The organism is Streptomyces sp. MB09-02B, assembly GCF_033794485.1.
In the GTDB taxonomy this organism is placed as follows: domain Bacteria; phylum Actinomycetota; class Actinomycetes; order Streptomycetales; family Streptomycetaceae; genus Streptomyces.
Map to the genome: position 1 here is coordinate 1 of NZ_JARGEE010000107.1, position 23,389 is coordinate 23,389.

Here is a 23,389-nt window from a genome sequence, read left to right on the forward strand (position 1 = left end):
CAGTCAGAGGCGGGACTTGCTCACCGGAACGGGGGCGGAGGGACAACGAGCACCTCGACAGCTGCATCGGCCAACGGAACTACCCGAGCATGCCCGTTGACCATGCTGCCGCACCGCGAAACTCCAAGATCCCCGACAGAGTCAAGCTCAGGGAGTCGGAGTTCGTTGCGGTGGGTGGGCATGTCCTGCCGACGCCGGGGTGGGTGACCGGCTCCTGGTGTGCGCGGTGCCCGGAGGGTTCGCCGCGCCGCAGACGAACGCCCCCGTCCGCCCCCGTCGGGGGGATCGGGCCGGTTGCCGTCATCGCGTCGGTGGCCATGTTCGTGGCGGTGACGTTCACGGCGGTCGGCGTGACGTGTCCGGATGCGCCCGCATCGGCGTACCGTCGGGTGTCCCGAGTCCCCCTCCAGTGACGCTGAAGCCGTCCCCGCCACCCTGCTGAAGACGGTGTCGCCAGCAGGGCCGCCGTCGGGAAGGGAGTGGTCATGACGCAGGCCGTCGGGGCGGTTCGGCAGCAGGTGACGGGTGACCTGTACGCCGAGGTACAGAGCTTCTACGCGCAGCAGATGCGACGGGTCGACGCCCTGGACATCGAAGGGTTCGCCGCTACGTTCACGGACGACGGTGAAGTCGTGCACGCGGACGGGCACAAGCAGACCGGGCGGGACGAGATGGTCGCCGGGATGCGGGCCAAGCTGCCGCGGTACAAGGACATCGCCGTACGGCACTGGTTCGGGCATCTGCTCATCGAGGCCGACGCGGCCGACGAGGACACGGTGCGGGTCTCGTACTACACGCTGGTGACCCAGGTCGACAGGGAAGGGAAAGTGTCCTTCCAGCCGACCTTCACCGTCGAGGACGTTCTGGTGCGGGTGGACGGCCGGCTGCTGACGCGGTCGCGTGTGATCCACCGGGATGTGCCCGGTCTGCCGGGTGCGCCCGCCGCTTCTTGAGCGTCGGCCTCTTGAGTGTCGCGTATTCGTCTCGACTGTGCGGATTCGGCGCATGGACGAAGGGCCCGCTCCGGTACGGGAGTTGGGCCCCTCGTCCATGCGCCGAATCGTGTGCGGGCCGCGCCTGCCGTCAGTCGATCCCCCGGCAGATGTGCGGTTCGCTCCCGTCGTCGTCCGGGTCGCCGGCCAGGAGCAGGGCGACCCAGGCGGGTTCCTGGGCCGGTGCCGTGCGCTCCGACGGGCGCGTCAGGAGAGGGAGTTGGGGCAGGACTGTCGTGTCCGGGACCGTCTCCGTCTGCGGCTTCAGCTTCGTGTTCATGTGTGACTCCTCTTTGAGTCGGTTCACGCGTGGCAGGCCGGCAGCCCCCCGCGGAAAGCGACCATCTCCTTGAAGGAGGCCGCTACGTCGATACGGGCGCCCGGGGCGAGGCCTTCGAGTTCGGCGTAGGCGCGGTGCAGGTTTCCGACCAGGCGTTCGGGGTCGAGGAGGCCGGCGAACGCCCCGATGTCCGCCTCGCGTGCGGCCTGCAGGGCGCTGATGCCGCGGCGCAGACCGTCGGCGGCCAGGTCCTGGAGCAGGCGCAGGTACGCCTCGGTCGAGTCGAGGAGTTCCGGGCCGCCGACCGGCCCGTGGCCGGGGACGACCACCGACGGGCCGAGGGCCCGCAGCTCGTACAGGGCGCGCAGGGAACCGCTCACCGAGCCCATGAGGAGGTACGGGGTCACGTCCGACCAGACCACGTCGCCGGTGAACAGGACCGAACGCTCCGGCACCCACGCCACGACGTCGTTCGCCGTGTGGGCGGGGCCCACGTGGAGGAGTTCGGTGCGCACCTTGTCGCCGTGCAGGGTGAGTTCGTCGCGGAAGGTGAGCGTGGGCAGGGTCAGCGGGGTCTCGCCCCACTCCACATCCGGCCACAGCCGGCGCAGGCCGAGGCCCGCCTCCTCGGTGTCGGAACGGGTCCCCGCATGGGCCACGATCACGGAACCGCGGTCCGCGAACTGGCCGTTGCCGAAGGTGTGGTCGCCGTGGAAGTGCGTATTGACGACGTAGTCGGGGCCGCCGGGGACGATCCGGGCGGTCTCCTCGCGCAGCCGCCGGGTGCGGGCCTCGGTGGCGGCCGTGTCGATGAGGACGGAGCGGCCGCCGTCGGCGACGAGCCCCGCGTTGTTGAGGCACCAGCCGCCCTCCGGCTGGACGAAGGCGTGGACGTCCTCGGCCACCGGCACCAGCCGTCCGTGCGGTGCCACCTTCGGGGCCTGAGCGGTGGTCATGCGTGCTCCTTCTCGGATACGGCGGGCAGCTCGCCGAAGCGGCCCCGGTGGAAGAGAAGCGGGTCGGGCTCGGACCCGCCGCCGTGCAGGGCGACCACCCGGCCGATGAGGAGGGTGTGGTCACCGGCCTCGTGCTCGGCGTCGAGCACGCACTCGACCGACATCTCCGCGGCCGGCAGGACGGCGTTGCCGGTGATGCCCTTCTCGGCGGCGAGCCGCAGCATCGCGGCCCAGCCCTCGCAGCGGTCGGGGCGGCAGAACTCCTGGGCCAGGCCGCGCTGCGCCGCCGTCAGGACGCTCACGGCGAAGCTGCCGGCCCGCGAGATGCGCGGCCGCATCCGCCCGTCGGCCTTGACGGACACCAGGATCAGCATCGGGTCGAGCGACACCGAGGTCAGGCTGTTGAGCGTCATGACGATGGTGTCGTCGCCGCTGCCCTGGGTGAGGAGGGTGACGCCGGTGGGGAAGCGGCCCATCGCGGCACGGAAGGCGTCCGCGTCGGGCTCGGCCCGCGCCGACGTCACAGGGGTCGTATCGGTCACAGCAGTCATGTCAGGGGTACTCCGAATCTGCTCGTGCCACAGGCCGTACGGAAGCGGCCGGGCGGGCCGGCGGTGTCGGGCGGGTCAGGCCGTCTTCGGGCTACGGCGCCTTGAACGATCAGAGGGGCGTGCCGGGCCGCCGCGTCCGCGGCGTGATCCGCCGGACACCCCCTGGTCGCGACTCAGTAATTGCCCAGCCCGCCGCACACGTTGAGCGCCTGGGCGGTGATCGACGCGGCCGTGTCGGAGGTCAGATAGCCGACCAGGCCGGCCACCTCCTCGGGGGTGGAGTAACGGCCCAGCGGGATCTTCGCGTTGAACTTCTCCTGGATCTCCTGCTCGCTCACGCCGTAGTGGCCCGCGTAGCCCTGGCGTACGCGCTGGGCCATGGGCGTCTCGACGTAACCGGGGCAGACGGCGTTGACCGTGATGCCGGTCTGCGCGAGTTCCTTGCCCACGGCCTTGGTGAAGCCGATGACGCCGTGCTTGGAGGCCGAGTAGGGGGCGGCGAGTTCGACGCCCTGCTTGCCGCCGGTGGACGCGATGTTGATGATCCGCCCCCAGTCACCGTCCCGCATCAGACCGGTGCTCAGCACCTCGCGGGTGACGCGGAACGTGCCGTTGAGGTTGGTCTCGATCACGTCGTCCCAGAGGGAGTCCTCGATCTCGGCCGTCACCCCGCCGCCGCCCCGGCCCGCGTTGTTCACGAGGATGCCGATCCGTCCGTACTCGGCCACCGCCGCCCGTACGGCCTCCCTGATCTGCTCCGGCGAAGTCACGTCGCACACGGCGCCGGCCACCTCGAGGCCCTCCTCGCGCAGCTGCTTGACCACGGTGCGCACGCTCTCGGCGCCGCGCGCCACACCGAACACCGCGACGCCCTGCCGGGCGAGCAGCTCTGTCACGGCCAGGCCGATGCCGCTGGTCGCACCGGTGACGAAGGCAACTCGTTGTCCCGTGTCTGTCATCGTGCACTCCCCATCGCTCGTGTCGATCCGTGGCGCCCGGGCGGATCCGTATCGCCCGGGGCGATCCGTCCGGAAGCCCGACGGTGGGCCCGGGGCCTTGCGCAGTTCTCGTGCGCCGGTGGACCCGCCGTGGAGCCGCCCGCTCCACCCGCGCTCGACGCCGGGACCAGGAAGTCCCCTCAGCGTGGGCGCCCTTCGACGCGGCGACGGGCGACGGGGCGGGACGAGGCGCGGGCGGCGCGCCGTCGGGCACGCGGGCATCTGCCGGGACTCAAGAGCCCGTCGAGCCGCGCGGCGCACTCTGTCTGCCAGGCCGACGCACGCGGCGGGGCAGCTGCCGCAGGCACCCACTCACGGAGGTAGGAACACGTGAACCCCATCGCTGATGCCTCACCGGCGCCGCCGGCGGCCCGCCCCGACGACGGTCCTCTCTGGCGCGCCGACCCGGACGGCAGTGCGCTGCAGTTCGCCGAGGTCGAGGTCCCGCTCGACTACGAGGACCCCGACGGCGAGCACATCACCGTCGCGGTCGGCCGCATCCCGGCGCTCGACCCGGCGAAGCGGCGCGGAGTGCTGGTCGCGTTCAACGGCGGACCCGGCGGCCACAACGCGCAGGGCCGGTTCATGCCGTTGCGCCTCGCGGGGACCGCCGTGCACGAGGTGTACGACCTGGTCGGGTTCGACACGCGCGGCTGGGGCGCCTCGGCGCCGGTGCTGCGCGAGGTCGTGCAGGGCAAGGCGCCGTGGTCGTCGCGTCCCGCGGACGAGGACTTCGCGCAGATCGCCGAGGACGTACGGGCGACCGAGGAAGGCGCGGCCCGCGCCGGCGGCACACTGCGCGCGCACATCACCACCCGGAACGTGGCCCGCGACCTCGACCGGATCCGCGTCGCGCTCGGCGAGGACCGGATCAGCCTCCTCGCGTACGCGGACGCCACCTACCCGGCCTCCGTCTACGGGACGCTGTTCGGCGAGCACGTCGACCGGCACGTCTTCGACTCCAGCGTCGACCCGGGCGGTCTGTGGCGCGGCCAGTACATGGCGCAGGCCGAGGCGATCCGCGCGAACGTGGACGTCTGGGCGGCCTGGGTGGGCGAGCGCGACGGCGTGTTCGGCCTGGGCGGCGACGGCGACGCGGTGATCGCGGGCATCGAGGAGACCGCCGCCGCCCTGCACGCCGAGCCGTTCTGCGGCCTGGACCGTACGTTCTTCGACGGCATCGTGGGCAACGGCGCCCAGCACCGCCCGCTGTGGGACCAACTCGCCGACACCGTACGAGGTCTGAGGGACCGCAACCATGCCGCCGTCGAGGCCGCCTGGCTGTTCGCCGCCTCCGAGTGGGAGCAGCCCGCGCCCGGCCAGACGCACACCTCCGGTCTCGTCGAGGCGATCACGGCCGAGGCCGAGTGGCCCACGGACCTGGAGACCTACTTCGCCGACATGCGGCTCTTCCGTGAGCGCTATCCGTACGGGAACGGCGTGATGCGCGCCCAGCCGTGGGTCGTCGCCTTCCGCGAGGACAAGCCGCGCGAGCCCATGACGCGCGTGACGCGCGAGAGGTACGGCCCCGGCCTCGTGGTCCACGCGGCGGGCAACCCCATGCTGTCGCACGCCGGGGGCGCCGCCATGGCCGCCCTCGTCGACGACCGGCTGGTCACGGTCGAGGACGACGGCAGCAACGAGATGTTCGCCGTACGCGGCAACGCCGCCGTCGACGCTCTCGTCACCGGCTACCTGGTCGACGGCCGGCTGCCCGAGGCCGATGTCACCGTTCCCGGCACCCCGCGCCCCGCCGTCGACCCGGCCCGGGCGGCCGGTTCCGGCCCGCGCCTGCCCGACACCGAGCACGTCAAGCACTACCTCACCGAGTACCGCGCGGCGGCCAAGCGGCGCTGAGCGTCCTGGACCTGCGACCCGAGAGAAGAGGCCGACCTTGACCACGAACGCGACCGAACTGCCCGCCTTCCCCTGGCACCGCGGCTGCCCGATGGCCCCGCCGGACCAGTACGCCGAGGTACGCGAATCCGACGCCCCGGTGCGCAAGGTGCCCCTGGCGACCGGGCGCACGGCCTGGGTGGTCACCCGCTACGACCTGATCAAACAGGTGCTCGCCGACCCCCGGTCCAGCTCCGCCCGCGCCCACGAGGGATTCCCGTACTACATAGAGATCCCCGAGCAGTTCAAGACCGACTGCTCGTTCATCGGCTGGGACCCGCCCAAGCACACCGTGCACCGCCGGATGGCGGCGCTGTCCGGAGCGTTCACGAAGAAGCGCGTCCTCGACATGCGTCCGCGTATGCAGGAGATCGTCGACGAGTGCATCGACACCATGCTCGAACTCGGGCCGCCCGTCGACCTCGTCGGCGAGCTGGCCCTGAAGGTGCCGCTCACGATCATGTGCGGCATCCTCGGCATCCCCAACAAGGACCAGGCCTTCCTGCACTCCTGCACCGAGATCCTGTTCGGCGGCGCCAGCAGCGCCAAGCAGCGTGCCGAGGCCATCGAGCGGGTCGGCCGCTATCTGGAAGAGCTGGTCATCAGCAAGGAGAACGACCCCGGCGAGGACCTCATCAGCCGGATGATCAAGAAGTACCGCGACCAGGACATGTACGACCGACGCGAGATGTGCAACCTCACCCGGCTGCTGATGAACGGCGGCCACGAGACCAGCACCGCGATGATCGCCATCGGCGTCATGACCCTGCTCGAACACCCCGAGCAGCTGGAGCGGCTGAAGGCGAACCCGGAGCTCGTGCCGGGCGCGGTCGAGGAGCTGCTGCGCTACCTCTCGCCCGGCGACCTGGCCACCTCGCGCATCGCGATGGAGGACATGCAGGTCGGCGACGTCCTGGTGCGCAAGGGCGAGGGCCTCATCCTCGTGGGCATGTCGGCCAACCGCGACCCGCGGGTCTTCGAGGACCCCGACACGTTCGACCTGGAGCGCGGCGACCGCAACCACCTCGCGTTCGGGCACGGTCTGCACCACTGCATCGGCTCCGACATCGCCCGCACCGAGCTGGAGATCGTCATGACGACGCTGTTCCGGCGCATCCCCGACCTGCGGCTCGCCAAGCACTGGAGCGAACTGCGCTACAAGGACGGCAACGTCATGTACGGCGTCTACGAGATGCCCGTCACCTGGTAGGTCCCGCCGGGGCGCGCGGCCGCGGCTACGTCCGCGGCCGCGCGCCCCCTTCGACAAAACTGGAGGGGAGACCTTCATGGCCACCGTCACCTACCGGCAACCGGACGGCACCGTCACGGTCCTCGACGTGCCCGTCGGCAGCACCGTCATGCGGGGGGCGCTCACCAACGGGGTCGAGGGCATCGAAGGCGAGTGCGGAGGCGACGGCATCTGCGCCACCTGCCACGTGTACGTCGACCACAGCCCGGTCCCGCTGCCCGAGATCGACGAGAACGAGGGCGAGCTGCTCGACTGCACCTCGAGTCCCCGCAAGCCGAACAGCCGGCTGTCCTGCCAGCTTCCTGTCACCGAAGAGCTCGACTCCCTCGTCGTGACTCTCCCGGCGACCCAGGTCTAGGGGTACTCATGGCAAAGATCACTTACAGCCGTACGGACGGCACCAGCGACACCGTCGACGTGCCCGTCGGCAGCACCGTGATGCGGGGCGCCGTGCTCAACGGCGTGCGGGGCGTCGTCGGTGAGTGCGGTGGCGCCGGGCAGTGCGGGACCTGCCATGTCTTCGTCGACGCGAGCGACGCGGACCGGGTGACCCCGCTGCATCCGCTCGAATCCGAGGTGCTCGACACGACCGCCGTACCGCGGCGGCCGACGAGCCGGCTGGGGTGCCAGATCCCCGTTGGCGAGGAGCTGGACAGCCTCGAAGTGGAGCTGCCCGATTACCAGCTTCCGCCTGTCTAGACGCCGTTCACCTGCGGTCTCGCACGGCCCGCCCCCGCGATCCCCTCTTGAGGCATCCTCCAGCGCGCATCGGCACATTCAGGGCGTACTCACTCGAATCAGGGAGGATCAATGACCGGACGTCCCATCGTGGTGGTCGGGGGCGGGCAGGCGGGCCTGCAGGCCGCCCTCTCGCTGCGGGAGCACGGGTTCGAGGGGCGGCTCGACGTCGTGTGCGCCGAGTCCGAGGCTCCGTACGACCGGCCGCCGCTGTCCAAGCGCTTCCTGGCGGGGACCGCCGGCACCGACGACCTGACGCTGCGCGCCCCCGCCTTCCTCGACGACCGGCGCATCAGCCTCGTCCAGGACACGCACGCCGTGGCCGTGGACCGGGCCGACGCCTCGGTCGCGCTGTCGTCCGGCGGCTCGCTGCCGTACGACCGGCTGATCCTCGCCACCGGCAGCACACCCCGCCACCTCCCGGTCCCCGGCAGCGGACACCCTGCCGTCCGCGTGCTCAGGACCGTCGACGACGCGACCCGGCTGCGCACGAAGCTGCAGCCGGGCAGCCGCGTCGTCGTCATCGGCGCCGGCTTCACCGGCCTGGAGGTCGCCGCCACGGCCCGCGGCCTCGGCTGCGAGGTGACCGTGGTAGAGGCCCTCGACCGGGTGATCGCCCGCGCGGTCTCGCGGCCCGTGTCCGAGCATCTGCTGCGGCTGCACCGCGAGAACGGGGTCCGCATCCTGTTCGGCCGGCAGGTCACCGCCCTCGACGGGGTGTCCCGGGAGGCCGCCGTGGAGGTGCTGCTGGCCGACGGGACCGGACTACCCGCGGACGTCGTGGTCGTCGGCGTCGGCGTCCGCCCGGAGACCGCGCTCGCCGAGATGGCCGGACTGGACGTCGCCGACGGCGTGGTCGTGGACGAGCACCTGCGCACCGGCGACCCGCGGATCCACGCCATCGGCGACTGCGCCCGCTTCCCCGACCCGGCCGGTACGGGGTCGCTGCGCCTGGAGTCCGTGCAGAACGCGACCGACCAGGGCAAGTACGTGGCCGCGTTCCTGATGGGCGCCGACGCGCCTGGGTACACCGCGGTGCCGTGGTTCTGGACGGACCAGTACGCGGCGAAGCTCCAGATCGCCGGGCTCACGACGGGACACGACCGCTGCGAGACGGACGGGGATCCGGCCTCCGGCCGCTTCTCGGTGCGCTGCTACCAAGGCGGCCGGCTGCTCGGCGTCGAGTCGGTCAACCGGCCGGCCGACCACATCAAGGCACGCCGGGAGCTTGCGGCGCTGCGGGTGCCGGTGGCGGCCGCAGCCGCGGCCGCGGTCTGAGTCCTGTCCGTACGACGCCGGCCCCCGTGTGGGGGCCGGCTTTCGTGCGGGGCAACTCGCAGGCGGAGCGGGCTTGTTCGTGCGGCATCGACTTGTGCGGCGTCGGCTTCGCGCGGCGCATCGACCTGTGCGGCATCGACCTGTGCGGCATCGACCTGTGCAGCATCGGCTTCGCGCGGCATCGGCTCGTACGGTATCGGCTTGTGCGGCATCGGCTCGTACGGCCCGGCTCAGCGCGGCAGCAAACAGACGGGGCCGCCGCCCGTCCCTTCCGGAACGGGCGGCGGACCTTCGTCGTGCGGTGCGGCGGCGTGCGGTTCAGGGGCGCGCGGCCGCCGCGCGGAAAGCCGCCAGGTAGCTGCCCACGGTCTCCGCGTCGGGCCCCTTCGCGACGAGGTCCGCCGCACCGGGCCCGTCCTGCGCCGCCGTCGCCTCCGGCGCCGGACGCGGGGTGCCCGCGACCGTCACGTCCGTGTCCGGGAGCCGGCCGTCGACGAAGTAGGCGGTGACGAGCGCGTCGACGGCACTGTTGCCGCGGACGGCGAACATCTCGTTGCTGCCGTCGTCCGCGACCGTGACGAGCCGGTCGCCGAACAGGGTGGCCATCGCCCGCCCGCCGCGGTGGGCCAGCGTCGGATTGCCCTCGGCGGCCACGATGAGCCCGGGGGCGCAGTTGTCCCCGCGCAGCACGGTCATGGCCTCACGCGGCCGGTCCGTACGGAAGGTCGCGACCCACGGCTGGGCGCGCGAGACCCCGTAGCCGTACGGGCAGCGGTCGCGGAAGTCGCGCATGTCGGCGAAGTACGTCTCCAGGTCCCGGGACCAGACCCCTTCGCAGGTCGTCGCCTCCACGAGGCCGGGGAAGTGCGTGTCGCCCGGCTTCGGCTGTTCGCCGTCCGGGGCCGCGAGCAGCCAGGCCGTCTGCGCCGCCCGGGCGTCCCCGGCGGTGAGGGCGACGACGAGCAGGGCGAGCTGGTCCCACAGCGGGCGGTGCGTGGCGCCGTTGCCGACCGCGCCGTCCAGGACGGTCCGGTCGACCCCGCCGACGGGGGAGGCGTGCAGGGCGGCGGCCAGCCGTTCCACGCTCGCGATCACCGCGTCGCCGTCCGTGCCCAGGCCGAAGACCCCGTCACGCTCGCCCGCCCAGGCGGCCCAGGCGTCCACGTTGGCGCGGATCGCCTCCGCCTGGGACGTGTACTGGCCGCGCCACACCGCACCCGGGTCCACGCACGAGTCGAAGACGTGCCGGTCGAGGTGCTCGCCGAACATCGAGGCGTAGACGGAACCCAGGTACGTCCCGTACGCGTAGCCGAGATAGCTGATGCGGTCCTCACCGAGCGTGCGGCGGATCCGGTCGAGATCGCGGGCCACGTTGCGGGTGGTGATGTGCGCCCGCAGTGTGCCGCCGGCGCGGGCCGCGCCCTCCTCGACGGCCTTCATGTCCTCGGCGAGCTGCGCGAACTCCTCGTCCGAGGGACGGGAGGACCAGGGCGCCTTGCCCTGCACGACCTCGCGCATCAGCGGCGCCGAGGCGCCCCAGCCGCGCGGATCGAACCCGATGAGGTCGTAGACCTCGTGCACGGGCGTGTCCGCGAGCCGCAACGGCATGAAACGGCCGAGCCCTTGGTTCCCGCCCGGTCCGCCGTTGAGCCCGACGAGCACGCCGCGTCGCCGCGCCGGATCCAGCGCGCGGATCCGGGTGACGGCGAGCGTGATCCGTTCGCCGTCGGGGTCGTCGTAGTCGAGCGGCACCTCGATGGCGCACCGTTCGAGGCGTGCGTCCTCCGGGTCGCGTCCCCAGCCGTCGGACGGCCCGGCGTGCACCGCCGTCCCGCCCGTGCTCCCGCTGTCCTGCGTCCTGCCTGGCATCACGTTTCCTTCCGACGATGCCGCCGACCGGCTCGGCGGCGGTCCGCCCCCGTCACGCCTGCAGGGAGAGGACGACGTTGCCGCTGTACGAGCGGTCGAGCAGCGCGGCCAACGCCTGCGGCGCGTACGGCAGTCCGCCCTCGACGACGGTGTGCGGGAAGACGAACCGGCCCTCGTCCAGCCACTGGGCGAAATGCTTGTTCCACACCGCGATCTGGTCCGGGGTGTGGAAGCAGGCGAAAGGACGCAGGGCCAGCTGCTTGCCGATGGCGGTGAGCAGGTCGAGCCGGGGGCCGGTGGTCTCGCCGAGCTGACTGCCGAGCGCGCCGCACAGCGCGAACCGCGCGTACGGGGTGGCGACCTGGACGGCCGCCTCGAACTGCTCACCGCCGACGTTGTCGAAGAACACGTTGATCCCGTCGGGCGCCAGCTCGCGCAGCCGGTCGAGGACCGGGCCGTCGTGGTAGTCGAAGGCGGCGTCGAAGCCGAGCTCCTCCACGAGGTAGCGGACCTTCTCCTTGCTGCCCGTGCTGCCGATCACCCGCCCGGCGCCACGGCACTTGGCGATCTGGCCCGCCAGCGAACCGACCCCGCTGGTGGCGCCGGAGACGAACACCGTGTCACCGGCCTGCACGTCCGCGATGTCCACCATCCCCTGCCAGGCCGTCGGCCCGTTGGCGAGGAAGTGCGCGGGCGTCGGCAGCTGGGCGGCGTCCCGCTTGACGGCCTGCGCGGCGGGCAGGACGACGTGCTCACGCCAGCCCATGAAGTGCTCGACGAGATCGCCTTCGGCCAGGTCGGGGCTGTTCGAGCGCAGCACCGTGCCGACCGTACGGCCGGTGAGCGGCGCGCCGATGGCGAACGCGGGCAGGGGCAGCTTGTTGTCCTCGCTCATCAGCTCGCGGTACGCGGTCGCGAGCAGCATCCAGTCGTTGCGCACGACGATCTCGCCGGGGCCGGGCGCGGGCAGTTCGGCCTCGACGAGCTTTAGGTTCTCCGGGGCGTACGCGCCGTCGGGGCGCGCGGCGAGATGGATCTCGCGGGTGCGGGTCGGCACGGCGGTGCTGGGCATGGGATGACTCCTTGGGGAAGGCCGGGCAGGTGCTGGTCGGGTCTTGTGCCGGACAGGCCCTAGTCCGCGGGGCCGAGCAGGACCGTCGAGTAGGTGGTGCGGGCAGCGGTGTCGTACTGCAGGGCGATATGGCTGCTCGCCGAGGTGACGTCCCGCCAGAAGCGCTGCAGCGCATGGCCTTCGCCGAGACCGCCGGTGCCCGCGCCGCGGATGAGGAGGCCGAGGGCCTCCTGCAGCAGTTCGGCCGCGGCGGCGCCGTTGCGCTCGTTGCGGGCCATCAGCTCCGGGGTGAACCGGCGCTCGTCCAGGACCTCGGCGTTCTGTCCCACGAGCAGACCGGCCGCCTCGATCCGCGCCGAGGCCTTCACCAGCGCGCTCTCCACGGCGTGGGTGCGCCGCCGGCCCGCCACACCGTCCGCGGCCGCGTGCAGCGCGCCCGTCGCGGCGCCCACGATCGGCGCCACGAACGTCACTCCGCCGACGGCCTGGAAGGGCACGTTGTGCACCGGGAGTTCGGAGGACGCGCTGCGGCCCGCGACGAGATCGGCGCGCGCGAACGACAGGTGCTCCGGTACGAGCGCGCCGGCCACGGCGACCGTGTGGCTGCCGCTCGCCCGCATGCCGATGCTGTCCCAGGTGCGGTCGACCGTGCAGGCGCTCCGAGGCAGCAGGAAGAAGCGCAGCTCGGGGGAGTCGCCGGTGCCGGAGGCCGCGGCGCAGACGAGCACCCAGTCCGCGAAGTCGATACCGCTCACGTACGCCCAGCGGCCCTCGAGCCGCCAGCCGCCGTCGACTGCCTTGGCGCGCCCGCCGGGCATCAGCGCGGTGGCGATGAACGCGTCGGGGCTCTCGCCCCACAGCACGTCGTGCCCCGCCTGCGGCAGATGCGCCGCGAACCGGGCCGAGTACGCGGCGAGCGACGCGCACCAGGCGGTCGCGGCGCATTTCTCGCCGAGGCTCCGCACCGCGCGCGTCAGCTCGGCGAACGTGCCCTCGGTACCGCCCCGTCGCGCGCCGACGAAGTGCCGGGCGAAACCGGCGTCGCGCAGCGCGTCCACCACGGCGTGGTCGAGCGTCCCGGTGCGGTCGGCCTCGGCGGCGTGCTGGGCCGCGAGCGCCCCCGCCTTCTCCACGTCGAGGACCCGGCCGGCGGTGGATGGTGTGCTGGTGAGCGTGCTGGTCGACATCCTCGTGACCTCCTGGGTGAGGGATGCGGGTGGTGAGGTGTGCGCGGGAAATGCCGCGCGGCTCCGGGGGCTTCGCGGGACGGGCCGTACGCGTCGGGGTAGGGAGGGGCGCAGGGGCCGGGCGCGGCGACGGCTCCGCGTACGCGCGGGGCGAACGGTCCGTCCCGCGGGCAGGCATGGACGGGGCGTACGCACACGGCGGCGCGGACCCGTGGTGCGGCGGAAGGCCTCAGCGCTCAGCCTCGGCCGATGTTCCGCTCGACCGCCTTCGCGAACAGCGCGAGCGTCTCGCCGGGACTCGGGCCGTCCAGCGCCTTGAAGATCCGCTCGGCGCCCTCACCGTGCCGGTACAGCTCGACGTGCGCGAGGTCCACGCGCGTGTGCCCGTCACCGGCCGCGGTGAAGTCGACCTCGATGCGGCTGGCGCGCTCGTCGTCCGGGATCGACTGCCAGTTGCCGTCGATCCGCCATGTCATGACCACGCGGCGGCCGGGCTGCCAGTCGAGGATGAGACCCCAGACCGCCTCGATCCCGTCGACATCCCATTCGTAGTAGCGGCCGCCGAGGCGCTGCTCGAACGCGAGGCCCGCGCGCTCCTTCTTGACCAGGACATGCGTCGGCGGCCACCACTGGTCGGGCTTCTGGGTGAAGAGCGCGAAGCACTGCTCCGGACTGGCCGGCACGGTCACCGACTTGCGGACATCGCCGATGAGCGGGGTTTGCTCGGACACGGATCCCTCCTCGCTGAAGCCCCGCGGGTCGGCGGGGGAGCCCCAGGGTTGGGTACGTTCCTCGGCTGTCCGTCGCGCACCGCTCGAGCGCCGCCGCGCCCGCCGCCCCGGATCCGCCGCGCCTCGTCCCGTACGCGAGCTTGTCCCGTCATCCTCGGCCCTCCCGCGCCCCGGACCCTGAGGAGCACCGATGACGGCAGCCGCTTCGGCCGGCCGGACCGGCCCCCTGCACGGCCTGAAGGTGGTCGAACTCGCGGCGATCGGACCCGTCCCCTTCGCCTGCATGCTGTTCGCCGATCTCGGCGCCGAGGTGGTGCGCGTCGAACGGGCCGACGGCAAGCGGTCGTTCGCCGAGTGGCACCGCGAACTCGACCGTGGCAGACACGTGGTGGCCCTCGATCTGAAGGACCCGGCCGGCACTGAGGAACTGCTGCGCCTCGTGGACGGCGCCGACGTGCTCGTCGAGGGCTTCCGCCCGCAGGTCGCCGAACGCCTCGGCATCGGCCCCGGGCCCTGCCTGCGGCGCAACCCCCGGCTCGTCTACGCGAGGATGACCGGCTGGGGCCAGGACGGCCCGCTCGCCCTCACCCCGGGCCACGACATCAACTACCTCGCCCTGACCGGCGCGTTGTACGCGACGGGGGAGGCGGGCGGCCCCCCGGTCCCGCCCGTGAACCTCCTCGGCGACTTCGGCGGCGGCGCCCTGTACCTGGTCGCGGGCGTGCTCGCCGCGCTCCATGAGCGCGGCCGCTCCGGACGCGGCCAGATCGTCGACGCGTCGATCGTGGACGGTGTGAACAGTCTGCTGGGCATGGTCGTCGCGATGGCGGACGCCGGCCGGTGGCGGCACGAACGCGGCACGAACCTGCTCGACGGCGGCGCCCCCTTCTACACCTGCTACGCCTGCGCCGACGGCGGCCACGTCGCGGTCGGCGCCCTCGAGGACCGCTTCTACGCCGCCTTCCTCGACGGCCTCGGCCTCGATCCCGTCCTCCTGCCGGACCGTTCGGACCCGGCCAACTGGCCCGCCCTGCGCCGGGCGTTCGCCGGCCGGTTCCTGCGCCACGACCGTGACACCTGGGCCCGCCGTTTCGAGGACACCGAGGCCTGCGTCACCCCCGTCCTGCGTCTCGACGAGGCGGCGGACCACCCGCACCAGCGCGCCCGGGGCAGCGCCCCCGCCGCGCCGGCGCCGCGCTTCAGCCGTACGCCCGCCCTCCGCCACGAAGCCGTAGCCCCGGCAGCTGCACGCCCCGAAGCCGTACGCCCCACAGCAGCAGGCCCCGCACCCGCGGACACCGGCCGCTCCGACCCCGCGCAGCCAAGCCGTTCCGACCCCTGCCCCAGGCCATGACCCGCCCACAGCCTGCAGGTTCGACCTCGGCTCGAGCGGTCCTCCGTGCACCCGTCGGACGCTGAGGCCCGGCAGCCGGAGACGCCGGCCACGGGGTCGGAGGGCCCCGGCCTGCAGCCACCAGACTTAGGGAGCGGCGATGGCTGAGGAGAGCTTCCAGCTCTACGACACGACCCTGCGCGACGGCACCCAGCAGGAGGGCATGGTGCTGACGGTCGAGGACAAGCTCGCCGTCGCCCGCCGGCTCGACGCCCTCGGCGTCGGCTTCATCGAGGGCGGCTGGCCGGGCGCCGTACCGAAGGACACCGAGTTCTTCCGCCGCGCCCGCACCGAACTCGACCTGCGGAGCGCCCGGCTCGTCGCCTTCGGCGCCACCCGCAGGCCCGGCGTCCCCACGGCGCTGGACCCGCAGGTGCGCGCGCTCCTGGAGGCCGGGACCCCGGTGGTGACCCTGGTCGCCAAGAGCCACACCGGTCATGTGCGCAGTGCGCTGCGCACCACGCTCGCCGAGAACCTCGCCATGATCGCCGGCACCGTGCGGTATCTCGTACTCGCCGGGCGGCGCGTGTTCGTCGACGCCGAGCACTACTTCGACGGCTATCAGCTCAACCGCGAGTACGCGCTCGAAGTGGTCCGCGCCGCCGCCGAGGCGGGCGCCGAGACCGTCGTCCTGTGCGACACCAACGGCGGCTCCCTGCCCGACGAGGTGCGGTCCGTCGTCGCCGAGACCCTCGCCCTGACCGGCGTACAGCTCGGCATCCACGCCCACAACGACACCGGCTGTGCCGTCGCCAACACCATGGCCGCCGTGGACGCGGGAGCGGTCCACGCCCAGGGCACCGCGCACGGCTACGGCGAACGGTGCGGCAACGCCGACCTGTTCACCGTCACCGCGAACCTCGTGCTCAAGCGCGGCCGCGAGGTCGTCCCGCTGGAGCGGCTGCGGGACCTGGCCGCGACCGGCCGGGCGGTCACCGAGGTGACCCAGGTGCCGGCCCGGGCGGCCGCACCGTACATCGGCGGCTCCGCGTTCACGCACAAGGCCGGGCTGCACGCCTCCGCGCTGCGCATCGACCCCGACCTTTACCAGCACACCACCCCCGAACTGGTCGGCAACACGATGCGCACCCTCGTATCCGACATGGGCGGCCGCTCCTCGGTCGAGCTGAAGGCACGCGAACTCGGGTACACGGTCGAGGCCGGCTCCGACGCCGTGGCCCGGGCCGCGACCCGGGTCAAGGAGCTGGAGAACCGCGGCTACAGCTTCGAGTCCGCCGACGCCTCCTTCGAACTGCTGCTGCGTGAGGAACTCGACGGCGGCCCCCGGCCCCGGCTGTTCGAGGTCGAGTCGTGGTCCGTCGGCGTATCCGGCGCACAGGGCACGGAAGTCCGTACGGAGGCCACGGTCCGCCTCACCGTCCAGGGCCGGACCGTCACCGCGACAGGCCACGGCAACGGGCCCGTCAACGCCCTGGACACCGCCCTGCACACGGCACTCGACCCCTGCTTCCCCTCCCTCGCCCGGCTCGAACTCACCGACTACCGGGTGCGGGTGCTCAGCGGGGAGACCGGCAGCGGCGCCGCGGCCCGTGTGCTCATCTCCTACCGGGACGGGCGGCGCCGCTGGGGCACCGTCGGCGTCGACGGCAACACCACGGCGGCCAGCTGGCAGGCGCTCCTCGACGCCGTCCACTACGTCCTGCTCGACGGACCTCCCGGGCGGGTCGACGACGCCCCGCCCCTGGCCGCAGCCACGGGCTGAGCCCCGACCTCTTGGAGTGACAGTGCGTCTGGAAGACGTGTACATACGGGGGACTTCCACCCGGCTTCCCGCCCGCCTCGCGGTGGCCGACGCCGTGGCCGCCGGGGAGTGCCCGCCGCGCGTGGCGGCGGCCACCGGCATGGAGTCGGTGGCGTACTCGCCCGACGAGTCGGCCGCGGAGATGGCGGCGGCCGCCGCACGGACCGTCCTCGAAAGGGCGGGCACCGGCGGTGGCGACGTCGGTCTGCTGCTGCACGCGGACACCTACCACCAGGGCCAGGATCTGTGGCCCGTCGCCTCGTACATCCAGCGCGAGACGCTCGGCAACACCTGCCAGGCCATCGAGATCCGGCAGATGTCCAATGGCGGACTCGCCGCCGTCGACCTGGCCGCCGCGTACCTCACGGCGGGCCACGGCCACGGCGACGCACTGATCACCACCGCCGACCGGTTCTGCGCCCCGGGCATCGACCGCTGGAACACCGACCCCGGCACCCCGTACGCCGACGGCGCCACCTCGCTCGTGCTCTCACGGCGCGGTGGTTTCGCCCGCCTCGTCTCGCTCGCGCTCCACGCCGACTCCGACCTGGAGCCGCTGCACCGCGGCGAGGACCCCTTCACCACGGCACCGTTCGGCCACCGTATGCCGGTGGACTTCGAGGCCGCGAAGAAGTCCTTCGTCGGCCGTACCGGCATCTCGTACGCCATCACGCGGGCGCACCAGGGCCAGCAGACGGTCATCAAGCAGGCGCTGGCCGAGGCCGGCGGCGAACTCGCCGAGGCAGACTGGGTGGTGCTGCCGCACTTCGGCAAGCGGCGTCTGACCTCCATCTACTACCAGCCGTTCGGTATCGAACCGGCGCGCACCACCTGGGAGTTCAGCCGCACCGTCGGCCATCTCGGTGCGGGCGACCAGTTCGCCGGCCTCGACCATCTGCTCGTCTCCGGCAAGGCGGCGCCCGGCGACCGGTGCGTCCTCGTCAGCGTCGGCGCGGGCTACAGCTGGGGCTGCGCCGTCCTCGACATCCTCGAACGCCCCGCCTGGGCCGCCGGATAGCGGACCTCCGGCCGCACCCGGCCGTATGAATGCACCTCGCATCACCGCCAGTTACGCCCGTACGTCGTCCACCGGTCCTGTGATCCGCCTTGCTGCGGACCGTCGAAGGGAAGGTCAGCCGTGGCGCCGACCGCTACGTCCGAAACCGCATCGCTCCACGTCACGGAGCACTCCATCACCGTGGCCGCCGCACCCGCCGCGGTCTACGCCCTCGTGGCCGATGTCGCCGAATGGCCGCAGGTGTTCGGCCCGACCGTGCACGTCGAGGTCCTGGAGGAGGCACCGGCCGAGGGCGGCGAACAGCTGCTGCGGATCTGGGCCGTCGCCAAGGACCGGGTCCGCACCTGGACATCGCGCCGCGTGCTCGACCCGGCGGCCCGCACCATCGGCTTCCGCCAGGTCGTCACGGCCGCGCCCGTCGCCTCGATGGGCGGCGAGTGGCAGGTCCAGGAGCTGGAGGACGGCACCACGCGGGTCACGCTCCTGCACGACTACCGGGCCGTGGACGACGACCCGGCCGCCGAGGCGCTCATCGCGAGCGCCGTCGACACCAACAGCCGCGCCGAGCTGCTCGCCCTCAAGAACACCGCCGAGCAGGGCGAGGACCGCGCCGAACTCCACTTCACCTTCAGCGACTCCGAGATGGTGTTCGGGGCGGCCGGTGACGTCTACGCCTTCCTGGACCGCGCCGACCTGTGGCCCGAGCGGCTGCCGCACGTGGCCCGCCTCGGCCTCACCGAGGACGAGCCCGGGATCCAGCACATGGACATGGACACCCGCAGCCCGGACGGCTCCACGCACAACACCGTCTCGGTCCGGGTCTGCTTCGAGGACCGCGGCCTCATCGTCTACAAGCAGCTGAAGGTGCCCGTCGCGATGGCCGGGCACACCGGACGCTGGGTGATCGAGCCGCTCGGGGACGGTTCGGTACGGGTCACCTCGTGGCACACCGTGACCCTGGACCCGGCGGGTGTGCGCACCGCCCTGGGCCCGCAGGCCACGCTCGCCGAGGCCCGCGCGCTGGTGCGCAAGGCGCTCGGGACCAACAGCTCGACGACGCTGCGGCACGCGAAGGAGTTCGCGGAGGGCACACGGGCCGGGTCCGCCTGACCTCCCGGCCATGCGCACCCACGCACCCACGTCGGCACCGGAGCCGAGGGCCCCTCAGGTCCTCGGCTCCCGGCGGATCCGGGCCCGCCCCGGAGCCGGCTCCGGGGCGGGTGAGGGACAGGCCCGGACCCCACGTCAGGACCACGCCCACCTGCACATCGACGGCCCTTGAGACGGCCCCTCCCGAGCCCGTCCGGCAGCCCCTCCCGAGCCCTTCCGCGGCCCGTCCGCGGCCCGTCCGCGGCCCGTCCGAGGCTCTTCCGCGCCGCGTCCGCGCCACGAGTCCGGTTCGAGTACCCCGGCGCACGCTGTCGGAATGGCGAACCCGATGCGCATCACCGTGCTCCGCGGCCGGCCCGACGAGGCCGAGCTCGCGGCCGTGACCGCCGTTCTGCTCGCCCTGGTCCGCCGCTCCGGCGAACCCGACGAGGCGACCAGGGCGGCCTATGCCGGATGGACCGTCAAGCGCGGTGACGCCCGGCCCTCGGTTACCTGGGCCGCACGGCCGGCGCCACGACAAGGGAGGGCGGCGTGAGCGGACACCGGACCTTTACGGAACACCTTCAGGCCCAGGCCGCGAGGACCCCGGACCGGGAGGCGCTGATCCTCCTCACCGAGCGCGACGGCCGCATGGAGCCGCAGACGATCGCGTACGGAGAACTCGACCGCGCGGCACGCACGTTGGCGGCCGCGCTGCGCCGCCATGTCGAGCCGGGGGAGCGGGTGCTGATCGCGCACCGCTCGCGCGCCCGGTTCGTCACCGGCTTCCTGGCCTGTCTGTACGCGGGCGCGGTCGCCGTGCCCGTCGCCCCGCCCGGCGGCCGTGGCCATCACGACGCCCGGATCGCCGGGATCGTCAAGGAGGCGGCCGCGGTCTGCGTGCTCACCTCCACGGACGAGGCCGCGGAGGTCTCCCAGCTGCTCGCCCGCACCGGCCACGGCGAGGTGGTCTGCCTGCCGGCCGACGGCCCCGCCGCCACCGGCGCCCCCGAGCCCGCGGAGCCGTTCGTACCCGGCCCGGACACGGTCGCGTACCTCCAGTACACCTCCGGCTCCACCCGCGATCCGCGCGGTGTGATCGTCACGCACCGCAGCCTGCTCGCCAACCAGCGGGCCATCCAGGACGCCCTCGGCACGCGCCCCGGCATCCGGATGGGCGGCTGGCTGCCGCTGCACCACGACATGGGGCTCGTCGGCGAACTCCTGCACGCCCTCTGGCTCGGCGGCACCTCCGTGCTCATGTCACCGGCCACGTTCGTCAAACGGCCGGCGAACTGGCTGGAGGCGATCGGGACATACGGCCTGACGGTCAGCGGCGCACCGGACTTCGCGTACCGCCTGTGCCTGCGCAGGATCAACGACACGCAGCTCGCGGGCCTCGACCTGTCCGGCTGGGAGGTCGCGGTCAACGGCGGCGAACCCATAGACCCCGCGACCATGACGGAGTTCGCCGAACGCTTCGCCCCGGCCGGTCTGCGGCCCGGCGCCCTGACGCCCTGCTACGGACTGGCCGAGGCGACCCTGCTGGTCTCCGGCACACGCACCGCCCCGTCCGCCGCCGCCCGTACCGTCGACGCGGCGGCCCTGGAGACCGGCCGGCTCGCGCCTCCCGCCGGCCCCGGCCATGACCTCGCGCACTGCGGGCCGCCCGCCTCCGCCGACCTGCGCATCGTCGATCCGGAGACCTGCCGCGAGCTGCCGGACGGCCGGATCGGCGAGATCTGGGTCCGCGGCGACAGCGTCGGCCCCGGCTACTGGGCGCGCCCCGCCGAGACCGCGGCGGCCTTCGGCTGCCGGATCGAGGGCGGGGGCGGCGGCTATCTGCGCACCGGTGACCTCGGCGCGCTGGACGGCGGGCTGCTCCACGTCACGGGCCGGCTCAAGGACATGATCGTCGTCGCCGGGCGCAACCTGTATCCGCAGGACCTGGAGCGCACGGTCCAGCAGCTCAGCGGTCACTTCGGCGCCGCCACCGCCTTCTCGGTGCCCGGCGCATGCGAACGCATCGTCATCGTCCAGGAGTTGCGTGTCCGCAGCCGTTACGACATCGACCTGGCGGCGCTCGCCACCGCCGTCCAGCAGCGTGTGAGCGAGGAGTACGAGGTGCACGCGGCCGGCGTGCTGCTCGTCCGGCCCGGCACCGTACGCCGCACCACCAGCGGCAAGGTCGAACGCGCGGCCATGCGCCGGCTCTTCCTGCGCGGCGAACTCGCCCCGCTGCACCAGCGCCTGGAACCCGAGGTCGAACTCCTCCTGGCGGCCGGGAAGCGGCGATGACCGGGCCGCCGGGGCGCGGAGCACCCGGTGCGGGCGGCTCCGCCCCGACGGCGGGGAGAGCGCGATGAACGCGGCCGGGGAGCGGACCGACGGCTTCGACAGCTCCGGCGGCCGGGCGCGGACGCCCGGTGCGGCCGGGGCTCTCGCCCGCCCGTCCCGCCCCGGCCCGGTGAGTGCGGGCGCCCCGGCGGGCAGGGCGTCGCGCGCGGGCGAAGTGCACGCAGGAGTGAGGAGGCGGCGATGACCACGGCCGAGGAGCGGACCGACGGCCTCGAGCGGGCGTTCGGGCCGCTGGACGATCCCGCGAACCCGTTCGGCACCGAGGCGCTGCTCGCCGCCGACGCGGCGGGCGAGGTGCTGCCCGAGGCCGAACAGGTCCTCGACCGGGCGCAGTTCAACGCCGAGTTCGTGCCCGCCGACGTGGGCGGCCGCCTGGAGCGCATGGACGACCTCGGCCGCGTCCTGCGCCCGGTCTTCCGGCGCGACGCCTCCCTCGGCTTCGGCTACGGGCTCAACTGCTTCTTCGCCACCACGCCCGTCTGGACCGCGGGCGACGCCGTACAGCGCAAGCACGCGGCCCGGCTGCTGCTCGGCGGGCAGCGCGTCGCCGTCGCACGGCATGAAGTGGCGCACGGAAACGACTTCGTACGCGACGAGTTCACCGCCCGCACCGTTCCCGGCGGCCTCGTCGTGGACGGCAGCAAGTCCGCCATCGCCAACGCCTCGCGCGCCACCGGCCTCGTGCTCTTCGCCCGCATGCGGGACGCCGCCCGCGGCCGCAGCCACAGCGTGCTGCTCCTCGACCGCGAGGACCTGCCCGCCGACCGGGTCGAGGACCTGGGCCGGCGAGCCACCACGGGCATGCGCAGCGCGGAGTTCGGCGGGCTGCGGATCACCGACTGCACCGTACCGCTGAGCACGGTGCTCGGCGAGGTCGGTGACGGCTACGAGCTGTCGCTGCGCTCCTCGCTGCTCATCCGCGGACTCATCCCGTCCATCGTGCTGGCCGGGGCCGAGACCGCCCTGCGCACCGTCGCCCGCTTCGCACACCGCACCCGGGCCGACGGCCGTTCGTCCCTGGACGTGCAGCACGTCCGCGACGTGCTCACCGGCGGATTCCTCGACCTGCTCCTGATCGACTGCCTCGCCCTGGTCGCGACCCGGGCGCTGCATCTGCTGCCCCGGCAGATGAGCGCGTACGCCGCGGCCGCCGCGTACCTGGCGCCCAAGCTCGTGGCCGAGAGCATGGACGAGATGGCCACCGTCCTGGGTGAAGAAACATTCACCCAGGACGGTGCGTACGGGATGTTCCAGAAGCAGCGCCGCGATCTGCCGGTCACCTCGCTCGGCCACGCGGGCAGCGCGGGCCGGCAGGTCAGCATCCTGCCCCAGCTCCCGTACTTCGCCCGGCACTCCTGGTTCACGGAGGCCGAACCGCCGCCCGGCCTGTTCCGCCCGCACGAGCCGCTGCCCCCGCTCGACCTCTCACGGCCCGCCCTGCTCGGCGACGGCGACCCGCTCGCCGCGACCCTGGTGGCCTGCACCGGCCTGCTCGAAGCGGCGGACGGACCGGGCGCGCAGGAGCCGGGCGGCCCCGCCCTGCGCCACCTGGCCCGGGCGCTCACGGGCGAACTCGCCGACCTGAAGAAGGCCTTCGAGCAGGTGCGGCCGGGCGACCGCGACGCGCTGTCCAGCCCCTATAGCTTCGGCCTCGCCGACCGCTACACCCTCGTGCTCGCCGGGGCCGCCGCCCTCGGCGTCTGGCGCGAACAGCGGCACGCGCCCGAAGACCGCGCCGACCCCTTCCTCGCCGCCCCCGCCTGGGCCACCGCAGTGCTGTACCGGCTGGTCCGCCGGCTCGGACTGCCGCTGCCCGACCGCCCCGCCGTATGCGAACGCCTCGCCCTCGACGAGGCCCTGGCCCGGCTGCACCACCGCCGCAGCTACGACCTCTACCGCTCGCCGCTCGCCTGAACAGGCCGCGCATCCCCTGTTCTTTAAAACAAACTTACCCCCCCAAAAAAAACCCTTG

21 protein-coding genes are annotated in these 23,389 nt (G+C 73.1%); 13 read left to right on the forward strand and 8 right to left on the reverse strand.

Going from position 1 to position 23,389, the window contains the following annotated elements:
• Window positions 1-485: 485 nt before the first annotated feature.
• Complete coding sequence (locus P1P70_RS17355) at window positions 486-953, forward strand: nuclear transport factor 2 family protein (RefSeq protein ID WP_319238277.1); 468 nt, start codon at window positions 486-488, stop codon at window positions 951-953.
• A gap of 130 nt (window positions 954-1,083) precedes the next feature.
• Here the strand turns inward: P1P70_RS17355 and P1P70_RS17360 are convergent, their stop codons facing one another.
• From P1P70_RS17360 to P1P70_RS17375, 4 genes are all read right to left on the reverse strand, one after another.
• A complete protein-coding gene (locus P1P70_RS17360) occupies window positions 1,084-1,272 on the reverse strand; it encodes a hypothetical protein (RefSeq protein ID WP_319238279.1) in 189 nt (62 codons plus the stop codon).
• A gap of 23 nt (window positions 1,273-1,295) precedes the next feature.
• On the reverse strand, window positions 1,296-2,228 hold the full coding sequence (locus tag P1P70_RS17365) for an MBL fold metallo-hydrolase (protein WP_319238282.1): 933 nt from the start codon (window positions 2,226-2,228) through the stop codon (window positions 1,296-1,298).
• Window positions 2,225-2,779: a flavin reductase family protein gene (locus P1P70_RS17370; RefSeq protein WP_319238284.1), complete on the reverse strand. Its 555-nt coding sequence runs from the start codon at window positions 2,777-2,779 to the stop codon at window positions 2,225-2,227. The genes P1P70_RS17365 and P1P70_RS17370 overlap by 4 nt, the downstream gene beginning before the upstream one ends.
• Window positions 2,780-2,952: 173 nt before the next feature.
• Window positions 2,953-3,738 carry an SDR family NAD(P)-dependent oxidoreductase gene (locus P1P70_RS17375; protein ID WP_319238288.1) on the reverse strand — a complete coding sequence of 262 codons (786 nt, stop codon included), beginning with the start codon at window positions 3,736-3,738 and terminating at the stop codon, window positions 2,953-2,955.
• A gap of 369 nt (window positions 3,739-4,107) precedes the next feature.
• On the opposite strand from P1P70_RS17375, the gene P1P70_RS17380 reads away from it, so the two are divergent.
• The 5 genes from P1P70_RS17380 (at window position 4,108) to P1P70_RS17400 (ending at window position 8,938) form a co-directional block, all read left to right on the forward strand.
• On the forward strand, window positions 4,108-5,634 hold the full coding sequence (locus tag P1P70_RS17380; protein ID WP_319238290.1) for an alpha/beta hydrolase: 1,527 nt from the start codon (window positions 4,108-4,110) through the stop codon (window positions 5,632-5,634).
• Window positions 5,635-5,671: 37 nt separating this feature from the next.
• Window positions 5,672-6,883 carry a cytochrome P450 gene (locus P1P70_RS17385; protein WP_319238293.1) on the forward strand — a complete coding sequence of 404 codons (1,212 nt, stop codon included), beginning with the start codon at window positions 5,672-5,674 and terminating at the stop codon, window positions 6,881-6,883.
• A 76-nt stretch (window positions 6,884-6,959) separates the two neighbouring features.
• Window positions 6,960-7,280, forward strand: a complete 321-nt coding sequence (locus tag P1P70_RS17390; protein WP_319238296.1) for a 2Fe-2S iron-sulfur cluster-binding protein — start codon at window positions 6,960-6,962, stop codon at window positions 7,278-7,280.
• Window positions 7,281-7,288: 8 nt separating this feature from the next.
• A complete protein-coding gene (locus P1P70_RS17395; RefSeq protein ID WP_319238299.1) occupies window positions 7,289-7,621 on the forward strand; it encodes a 2Fe-2S iron-sulfur cluster-binding protein in 333 nt (110 codons plus the stop codon).
• A gap of 111 nt (window positions 7,622-7,732) precedes the next feature.
• Window positions 7,733-8,938, forward strand: coding sequence for an NAD(P)/FAD-dependent oxidoreductase (locus P1P70_RS17400; RefSeq protein ID WP_319238302.1), 1,206 nt, complete (start codon window positions 7,733-7,735; stop codon window positions 8,936-8,938).
• 318 nt (window positions 8,939-9,256) lie between these two features.
• On the opposite strand, the gene P1P70_RS17405 is transcribed toward P1P70_RS17400, so the two are convergent.
• From P1P70_RS17405 to P1P70_RS17420, 4 genes are all read right to left on the reverse strand, one after another.
• Entirely contained in the window at window positions 9,257-10,807 is a 1,551-nt protein-coding gene (locus P1P70_RS17405; RefSeq protein WP_319238305.1) for an alpha/beta fold hydrolase, read from the reverse strand.
• Between the two features lie 52 nt (window positions 10,808-10,859).
• A complete protein-coding gene (locus P1P70_RS17410) occupies window positions 10,860-11,879 on the reverse strand; it encodes an NADP-dependent oxidoreductase (protein ID WP_319238308.1) in 1,020 nt (339 codons plus the stop codon).
• Window positions 11,880-11,938: 59 nt separating this feature from the next.
• A complete protein-coding gene (locus P1P70_RS17415; protein ID WP_319238311.1) occupies window positions 11,939-13,066 on the reverse strand; it encodes a hydrolase in 1,128 nt (375 codons plus the stop codon).
• Window positions 13,067-13,302: 236 nt separating this feature from the next.
• Window positions 13,303-13,797, reverse strand: coding sequence for an SRPBCC family protein (locus tag P1P70_RS17420; protein ID WP_319238314.1), 495 nt, complete (start codon window positions 13,795-13,797; stop codon window positions 13,303-13,305).
• Window positions 13,798-13,987: 190 nt separating this feature from the next.
• Between P1P70_RS17420 and P1P70_RS17425 the strand changes: the two genes are divergently transcribed.
• The 7 genes from P1P70_RS17425 (at window position 13,988) to P1P70_RS17455 (ending at window position 23,331) form a co-directional block, all read left to right on the forward strand.
• Window positions 13,988-15,151, forward strand: a complete 1,164-nt coding sequence (locus tag P1P70_RS17425) for a CaiB/BaiF CoA-transferase family protein (RefSeq protein WP_319238316.1) — start codon at window positions 13,988-13,990, stop codon at window positions 15,149-15,151.
• A 139-nt stretch (window positions 15,152-15,290) separates the two neighbouring features.
• A complete protein-coding gene (gene cimA, locus P1P70_RS17430; protein ID WP_319238319.1) occupies window positions 15,291-16,913 on the forward strand; it encodes a citramalate synthase in 1,623 nt (540 codons plus the stop codon).
• A 22-nt stretch (window positions 16,914-16,935) separates the two neighbouring features.
• Window positions 16,936-17,970 (forward strand): ketoacyl-ACP synthase III family protein, encoded by a 1,035-nt coding sequence (locus P1P70_RS17435; RefSeq protein ID WP_319238321.1) that lies wholly within the window; start codon window positions 16,936-16,938, stop codon window positions 17,968-17,970.
• Window positions 17,971-18,090: 120 nt separating this feature from the next.
• Entirely contained in the window at window positions 18,091-19,080 is a 990-nt protein-coding gene (locus P1P70_RS17440) for an aromatase/cyclase (RefSeq protein ID WP_319238323.1), read from the forward strand.
• Between the two features lie 316 nt (window positions 19,081-19,396).
• Window positions 19,397-19,615, forward strand: a complete 219-nt coding sequence (locus tag P1P70_RS17445; protein ID WP_033277708.1) for an acyl-CoA carboxylase epsilon subunit — start codon at window positions 19,397-19,399, stop codon at window positions 19,613-19,615.
• Complete coding sequence (locus P1P70_RS17450) at window positions 19,612-21,357, forward strand: fatty acyl-AMP ligase (RefSeq protein WP_319238328.1); 1,746 nt, start codon at window positions 19,612-19,614, stop codon at window positions 21,355-21,357. The genes P1P70_RS17445 and P1P70_RS17450 overlap by 4 nt, the downstream gene beginning before the upstream one ends.
• 240 nt (window positions 21,358-21,597) lie before the next feature.
• Entirely contained in the window at window positions 21,598-23,331 is a 1,734-nt protein-coding gene (locus tag P1P70_RS17455; RefSeq protein WP_319238331.1) for an acyl-CoA dehydrogenase family protein, read from the forward strand.
• Window positions 23,332-23,389 lie beyond the last annotated feature (58 nt).

Bases quoted from the DNA above. Each gene is read 5' to 3' on its own strand.
- P1P70_RS17355 (WP_319238277.1), top strand. From the start codon at position 486: ATGACGCAGGCCGTCGGGGCGGTTCGGCAGCAGGTGACGGGTGACCTG.
- P1P70_RS17360 (WP_319238279.1), bottom strand. From the start codon at position 1,272: ATGAACACGAAGCTGAAGCCGCAGACGGAGACGGTCCCGGACACGACA.
- P1P70_RS17365 (WP_319238282.1), bottom strand. From the start codon at position 2,228: ATGACCACCGCTCAGGCCCCGAAGGTGGCACCGCACGGACGGCTGGTG.
- P1P70_RS17370 (WP_319238284.1), bottom strand. From the start codon at position 2,779: ATGACTGCTGTGACCGATACGACCCCTGTGACGTCGGCGCGGGCCGAG.
- P1P70_RS17375 (WP_319238288.1), bottom strand. From the start codon at position 3,738: ATGACAGACACGGGACAACGAGTTGCCTTCGTCACCGGTGCGACCAGC.
- P1P70_RS17390 (WP_319238296.1), top strand. From the start codon at position 6,960: ATGGCCACCGTCACCTACCGGCAACCGGACGGCACCGTCACGGTCCTC.
- P1P70_RS17395 (WP_319238299.1), top strand. From the start codon at position 7,289: ATGGCAAAGATCACTTACAGCCGTACGGACGGCACCAGCGACACCGTC.
- P1P70_RS17400 (WP_319238302.1), top strand. From the start codon at position 7,733: ATGACCGGACGTCCCATCGTGGTGGTCGGGGGCGGGCAGGCGGGCCTG.
- P1P70_RS17405 (WP_319238305.1), bottom strand. From the start codon at position 10,807: ATGCCAGGCAGGACGCAGGACAGCGGGAGCACGGGCGGGACGGCGGTG.
- P1P70_RS17410 (WP_319238308.1), bottom strand. From the start codon at position 11,879: ATGCCCAGCACCGCCGTGCCGACCCGCACCCGCGAGATCCATCTCGCC.
- P1P70_RS17415 (WP_319238311.1), bottom strand. From the start codon at position 13,066: ATGTCGACCAGCACGCTCACCAGCACACCATCCACCGCCGGCCGGGTC.
- P1P70_RS17425 (WP_319238316.1), top strand. From the start codon at position 13,988: ATGACGGCAGCCGCTTCGGCCGGCCGGACCGGCCCCCTGCACGGCCTG.
- cimA (WP_319238319.1), top strand. From the start codon at position 15,291: ATGGCTGAGGAGAGCTTCCAGCTCTACGACACGACCCTGCGCGACGGC.
- P1P70_RS17445 (WP_033277708.1), top strand. From the start codon at position 19,397: ATGGCGAACCCGATGCGCATCACCGTGCTCCGCGGCCGGCCCGACGAG.
- P1P70_RS17455 (WP_319238331.1), top strand. From the start codon at position 21,598: ATGACCACGGCCGAGGAGCGGACCGACGGCCTCGAGCGGGCGTTCGGG.